The organism is Candidatus Acidiferrales bacterium, from assembly GCA_036514995.1.
Lineage (GTDB): Bacteria > Acidobacteriota > Terriglobia > Acidiferrales > DATBWB01 > DATBWB01.
The window spans coordinates 1-6,375 of record DATBWB010000086.1; the positions used below are offsets into that span (position 1 = coordinate 1).

A 6,375-nucleotide genomic window follows, 5' to 3' on the forward strand; every position below is an offset into this window, starting at 1 on the left:
CTCGATGTCATAAGGATTGACGATCACAGCGGCCTGGAGCTCGCGGGCTGCGCCGGTGAAGCAGCTAAGGATCAAGACTCCTTGGTCATCGTCGCGAGCGGCAACGAATTCCTTGGCAACAAGGTTCATGCCGTCATGCAGAGAAGTGACCAGACAGATATCTGCTGCCCGATAGTAGGGTTGGATCTCCTGATGGGTATGGTGGCGTTTGAGGAAAACGATTGGCTTCCATTCTTTGGTTTGGAAGCGCCAGTTGATGCGCTCTGCCTCCGCCTCCACGTGTCCGACAAGGTCATGGTATTCCTTGATGTGAGTACGACTCGGGGCTCCCAGTTCAACAAACGTCAATTGCCCCTGGTAGGCGGGGTATTTTTCCAAGAATCGCTCGATTCCCCGGAACCGTTCGATAATTCCTTTTGTGTAGTCAATCCGGTCCACTCCCACGCCTAAGTACGGCGCCTTTACGCCAAGCTCTTTGAGCAAGAGAGCCTTCACTGGCTCCTTGCCGGATTCCACCAACGGCTGGGAAGCGTTACAGGGAAACGCGACGCTGATCGGAAAGGGCTTCACCCAGGTGGTATGGCCGACCCGATTGACGGCGAAGCCCTCCCAGTCAATTCGAGATTCAAGCGCTCGATCTACCGTTTCCAGGAAATTGTTGCAGTGAAACTGAATATGAAATCCGACGAGATCCGCCCCTAATAGTCCATGAAGAAGTTCTCTCTGCCAGGGACAGATGCCAAAGGCTTCCGGGTTGGGCCAGGGAATGTGCCAAAAGATCGCTACGCGGGCATCTGGGCGTTTTTCCTTGATAAGCCGCGGCAGGAGGGCAAAGTGGTAGTCCTGAATCAGGACGCACGGCTCTTCAGTTCCTTCCAGCTCTTCCAGAGCCGATTCCGCGAATTTGACGTTCACGGCCTGGTAATGAGACCAATCCTCGGCTCGAAACTCCGGCCTGGTATGAGCAATGTGGCACAAGGGCCAAAGACCTTCATTGGAAAAGCCGTAATAGTATCCTTCTTCTTCTTCTTTGGTGAGCCACACCCGCCGAAGAGTGTATTGCGGGTCTTCCGGCGGCACCCGGAGCTTGCCGCGCTCGTCCACGGTTTCCCGGTCGGCGTCACCTCCGCCGTGGGCGATCCATGTTCCTCCGCAAGCTCTCAAGATAGGTTCCAGAGCGGTCACCAGCCCGCTCGCTGGCACCACGCACTCGATTTCCTTGCCTTTCCTGGAATGCATGTAGGGCTCTCGGTTAGAAATAACAAAAAGAGACTGTCCATGAAGCTTGCCCCGCACATGCTCTTTCAGTCGCTCAGAAGTCCAAAGGGATTCTGCTGCTTCTCGCAGCCGTGCTTCTTCTTCGGCGGCGGCTCTCGCGGCAGAAAGACTCTTTGTGAGATGGAGAACCTCCCGAGCCAAAGGTTTGAAAAGGTCTGCCCTGAGCAGACCAATCGGTCCAGATGTCTCGCCTGTCCTGAGTCTCTTCATCCATTCGGCCGTTCTTGCGATGGGCCCTGCGATGCTCCAGCGCACAATCAGCACGGTGACCACGGCAATCAGAAGCGTTTGTATCAAAAGCCGAATGAAGTTGAGTCGCCAGGTCCGGGCTGTCTGGATCGGAATGTGACTCGTATCATGCAAGATTACCAATACCCCCGTTACGGCTCCTTCCCGGCGCAGGGGTAGCGCGTAGATGTGCATCAGCTTCTCATTGATCGTTTGGAATTCACCTAAACCCTGGTCAGTGCGAACCGCCTCAAGAGCGGCTGCCGGAGGACGACGCAGTAGGGATGCCAAGCCCGGCGTAATGGCCAGGGAGCGACCATTCGGGTCATAGGCTGCCACGCCACTCAGTCTCTCTCGGTTGCCAAATCTTTCCACGATCCGCTGAAGATTCCGGGAGGGCGCTTTGTCCAGCAGCGGCTCAACACTCTCTTGGAGACTCTCGGCCAGAACTATGGCGCGTCGTTCAACCTCCTCCCTCAATCGTCGCCTTTCCTGACGGACCTGCAAGAAGGTAAAAAGAGAGGCAACGAGCGTCACGCCAATAACAAGCGATAAAATCAGACGGAAAGTAATCCGCATTGTGCTTTTATCTTACACCCATCACAAAGATCATAGAAGCACTCCCGTGGAGCGAGGCTTCAGCTTCGCACCTTGCAGCAATGGACGGCGAGATGCGCTTTCAAGAAATGTGACTCGCCAACGGTGATGGGCGGACTACTGGCGGGGTAGCTCGTGCGGTTGGCCGCTGGCGGCGCTGGGTGTTGGGTACAGGTCGCGTGCTAGAATGCTTCATTCCAGGAGGCAACGTGGCTCAACTGATGGACGAACAGGAATTTCGCCTCAAGGCGGACGTGATGCTCGAGGACGCCAGGAAGGCGCTCTTGCCGCTGGCGGATGAGCACGACTTTGAAGTCGAGTTCGACGCCGGCACGCTCAACCTCACGTTTGAAGAGCCGCAGCCGGCCCGGTTTGTGATCAGCCCGAACACGCCGGTGCGGCAGATTTGGGTTTCGGCGCTGGCGCGGAGCTTCAAACTCGGTTGGTCCGAGGAAGCCTCGGCGTTTGTTCTCGAAAAGACGGGCGAAACACTCCGCCAGGTTCTGGCGCGACTGGTCAACGAGCAACTCGGCACCGGCCAGGCCATCCAGTTGTAGCACCCCAGTGGCACAGGCATTCTTGCCTGTGCTCTGGCAAACTCGGACAGGCAGGAATGCCTGTCCCACCTACAGCATGCCGCTAGGATTGAGTGGAAGGGTTTTACCGGCTCAAGACGAATGCGATACCCCAAAAACCGGGCCGCTCTTCAAGGAAGCCCAGGCCGACCTCAATCATGTTGGTGGAAAAATCTTTCAGCGTGTAGAGGGCCCGGGTGCGAACCATCTCGCCACTGGTAACATTCTCGAGCTGGATTTCCGAGCCCAGCGAAAACTCGCGGTGGCTCAACACGGCGCAGCCATGCTTGCTGACGGAAAGGGTGTGGGTGGCTTCCCGATGAACGTTGCCTTCTTGCACCCAGATGAGAACCACCGGCGTCCGTAGCCGGACGCGGTTGCTCCTGCGGCGATCATCCTTCTCCGGCGGCACCCGGCGCTCCTTGCAGAGAACCCGCTGCCCTACATTATGCCACCGACTGTTTTCCCTGCAAGAGCGGGTTGCGCCGGCTGGCGACCAAACCTACAATCAACCCGTTTACCGGGCACTTCGTCCGTGCTGGTTCGAAGCGCCATGCAAGGTGCTGTCAAAGTCGGCTGCTGCGGTTTCCCGATCGCTCGAGCGCGTTACGCCGAACAATTTCCCCTGGTGGAGGCGCAGGAGACTTTCTACCAACCGCCCGAGCAGAAAACGCTCGAGCGCTGGCGAGCGGTAGTGCCGGCCGAGTTCGAATTTACGCTGAAGGCCTGGCAGGTCATCACTCACCCGGCTACCAGCCCAACCTACCGCCGCTTGCGCGAAAAGTTCAGCGAAACTCAAAAAAGACAGTGCGGGAGTTTTCAATGGACGGGGGTAACCGAGCAGGCCTGGGAACGCACGGCGGCAAGCGCCCGGGCGCTCCGGGCGCGCATCATCCTGTTTCAATGCCCGGCGAGCTTCAAGCCGACCATAGAAAATAAAGATAACCTCTGGAAATTTTTTCACCGGATCAAGCGCGAAAACTTTTTGCTGGCATGGGACCCGCGCGGGCAATGGTCGGGGGAAGAGATTGCGACTCTCTGTCGGGAACTAAACCTGATTCACGCTGTCGATCCCTTTCACGCCGAGCCGGTAACTTCCGGGGTGTGTTACTTCCGCCTCCACGGCCGCACCGGCTATCGCTACCGGTTTACGGAGGCTGATCTGGCCGAGCTGGCGGCACGGTGCCAAACGGCCGATCCGACCTACGTCCTGTTCAACAATGTCAGCATGCTCGACGACGCGCAGTCGTTCATGGCGCGTGTCAGCTTGCGCTTGTGAGTACGGGGTCTGAGCGCGGCGCCTGGGTGTGGTGGATGACGCCGAGGGAACCTATCGGTTCCGTTTGCAAGCATAGAGGCTCTGATCGGCACGCTCGAGAAGGGTCTCGACCGAATCACCCTCGGTGTAGCCGGCCCTTCCGGCGCTGATGCCGACCTGAATCTTTCGGCCCCCGGCGCGGACCTCGACGCTCCTGCCGACGCGGTTGAGGAACCGCTGGGCTTGAGCTTCCTTGGTCTCCGGCAGGACCACCAAGAATTCATCCCCGCCATAGCGTGCCGGCGTATCCGAGGAGCGCGTCTTCTCTTGCAGCAAGGCAGCAAACTGCCGCATGACTTCGTCGCCGGCCAGGTGGCCGTAGCGGTCGTTAATCTGCTTGAAGTTGTCGAGGTCGAAGAGAACCACCGCCAGTTGCCGGGCGTAACGATGCGCTCGCGAGACCTCATGGCGAAGCTGCTCAGTGACGAACCGGCGGTTCGAAAGTCCGGTGAGGGGATCGGTGGTGGAAAGCTGGTGAAACCGCTCGGCTTGCTCCTGCAACTCGAGGTTGGTCAGGATTTCTGTCTCCAGGTGGCTGCGCAATCGCTTCAATGCAAATTGCTGATAGAGCGCGTAGATGTCAAAGATCAGCACCGCCCCGATCAGGCCGCGCACCGAGTGCTCGAGCGATAGCCGCGACCACAAGCCCTTCTCGGCCGAGAGCATCGGCAAAGCGAGAATCACCACTGCACCGGTAAGGGTCAGGATGACGAGGGTAGAGAGTCCCCACAGCCACCAATCGCGCCGCTCGATGGCGTGGAACTGGCGGAGATAGCCGCGATCCACGCGACGTTTCGGGGCAACCTCCGGCTGCGGCCTGGCTATTGTGTCTATCGTTCCCATCAGAAACTCAAAGCGGATCGCGTGCTTTAGTTAGCAGTTGGATTGCCACTCATCGCCGGTCTCGCCCAGGAGTGTTAGGAGGTTACTCCACCTGGTACAATGCCTCCCGGAACGCTAACCCTTCCTTTTGCAGAAAGATAGCTCGCTGGCGCTGTAGACCAACCTGGCCCCCTCGCCGGGCAGAGCCTCTGTCAACCTAAAACCCGCTTAGCTCCGAGCCTTAGGAGCGAAAATTTGACTCACGCCGGGCAGAATGTAGCCGCTCGCCGGGGCGTGAATCCCACCGGTGTCCATCCCGGCAAAGGGGTACTGTCCGTCAGGAGACGCCGAGAGCCTGGACGGCCGAGCGAGCTAGAATCCAAACGCCGTCTGGGCATTGGGCTTGCGTTCCTCTTCCCGCCAGCGGTTGGTCTTGACCATCTCGACAAAGTGATCGGCCTCCCGGGTGGGTTTGGGGATGCGGTAACCATCCAAGACCTTGAGCGTCCAGGCCACCGCTGTTTCGAGGCTTACGCGGTGGCCCTGGGAGATGAAGATGGGCTGCACGTTCGCCCGTGTCCTCAAGACCGCGCCAACCCGTTCTTCGCCGTCGCAAAGCGGCGTGGCCGCGCCGGCTTCCAAGGGCGGTTCTTCAAAGTGGCCGATCAATCTCGACTTGGCGCAGCCGATCGTGGGTCGGTCCAGGAGGATTCCCAGATGACAGGTGATGCCGAAGCGGCGCGGATGGGAGTAGCCGTGGCCGTCGTAGAAAATAAGGTCCGGCTCCGAGCGCAATTTTTCAAACGCGTCGAGCAGCACGGGCGCTTCTCGAAACGCAAGCAGGCCCGGAACGTAAGGGAAAGTGAGCTTGCGCCGCGCAAACTGGCGTTCTATTTCAACCAGCCCCGGCCAGCCATAGACCACCACGCCGCCGATCCCCATGCCTGCCTGCGGATCGAGCGCGATGTCGGCGCCGGCGACGTGCTGGATGTCTTCAAGCCGGTCGGCCAACTCCAGCCGCGATTTCAGATTCAGTTGAATCTGGCGGGCCTGCTCGGGGGTAACATCCCACGGGTGAAGCGCAAGATGCTTCACGGTCCACCTGCGCCGGAACGTTAGCTGAGCCCCTGGAAGGTGTCAAGGAGTGAGGCAGCTCTCCTGGGATTTCCGCCTGGTAGTGCCGTCACCTACCGGATCTCTGCCGCGACCATACACTATTCCATGAAGACTCCAATAATGAACCGGCCGTGAGGCGCAGGGAGAAGCGGTCAAAAGCCAAGCTGCACCAAAGGGTGTCGTGGGCAGCCTCGGTATCCGACTGTTTCTTCGGGGACGCTACCTGCCTTTCCCCGGTATGCCAAAGCATTACCTTCCCTGCTGTTTGCTGGTCGAGCGACTGGCCGTAGGCTATCGCAGCGCCTTTCATGCTCTTCCGGTCACTCTGTTCTATTTTGGAACTTTCCCAAAATGGGAATGCAAGTTCAATTTCTTGGACCCATCGCGATTTTTCTTGCATTCGCTCACGGAGTCGGAGTAGAAGCCTGAGCGGTCGGGGTC

General features: G+C 58.7%; 6 protein-coding genes. 2 read left to right on the forward strand and 4 right to left on the reverse strand.

Annotated elements, in window-relative coordinates:
* Nucleotides 1–1,986: trehalose-6-phosphate synthase (locus VIH17_06145; GenBank protein HEY4682816.1), on the reverse strand; the 1,986-nt coding region annotated here is incomplete at its 3' end.
* A gap of 326 nt (nucleotides 1,987–2,312) precedes the next feature.
* On the opposite strand from VIH17_06145, the gene cyaY reads away from it, so the two are divergent.
* A complete protein-coding gene (gene cyaY, locus VIH17_06150) occupies nucleotides 2,313–2,660 on the forward strand; it encodes an iron donor protein CyaY (protein HEY4682817.1) in 348 nt (115 codons plus the stop codon).
* A gap of 103 nt (nucleotides 2,661–2,763) precedes the next feature.
* On the opposite strand, the gene VIH17_06155 is transcribed toward cyaY, so the two are convergent.
* Entirely contained in the window at nucleotides 2,764–3,090 is a 327-nt protein-coding gene (locus VIH17_06155; protein HEY4682818.1) for a hypothetical protein, read from the reverse strand.
* A gap of 141 nt (nucleotides 3,091–3,231) precedes the next feature.
* Between VIH17_06155 and VIH17_06160 the strand changes: the two genes are divergently transcribed.
* Nucleotides 3,232–3,957 (forward strand): DUF72 domain-containing protein, encoded by a 726-nt coding sequence (locus tag VIH17_06160; GenBank protein HEY4682819.1) that lies wholly within the window; start codon nucleotides 3,232–3,234, stop codon nucleotides 3,955–3,957.
* A gap of 51 nt (nucleotides 3,958–4,008) precedes the next feature.
* Here the strand turns inward: VIH17_06160 and VIH17_06165 are convergent, their stop codons facing one another.
* Complete coding sequence (locus VIH17_06165; GenBank protein ID HEY4682820.1) at nucleotides 4,009–4,839, reverse strand: GGDEF domain-containing protein; 831 nt, start codon at nucleotides 4,837–4,839, stop codon at nucleotides 4,009–4,011.
* Nucleotides 4,840–5,190: 351 nt separating this feature from the next.
* Nucleotides 5,191–5,913 (reverse strand): deoxyribonuclease V, encoded by a 723-nt coding sequence (nfi, locus tag VIH17_06170; protein ID HEY4682821.1) that lies wholly within the window; start codon nucleotides 5,911–5,913, stop codon nucleotides 5,191–5,193.
* Nucleotides 5,914–6,375: the final 462 nt, after the last annotated feature.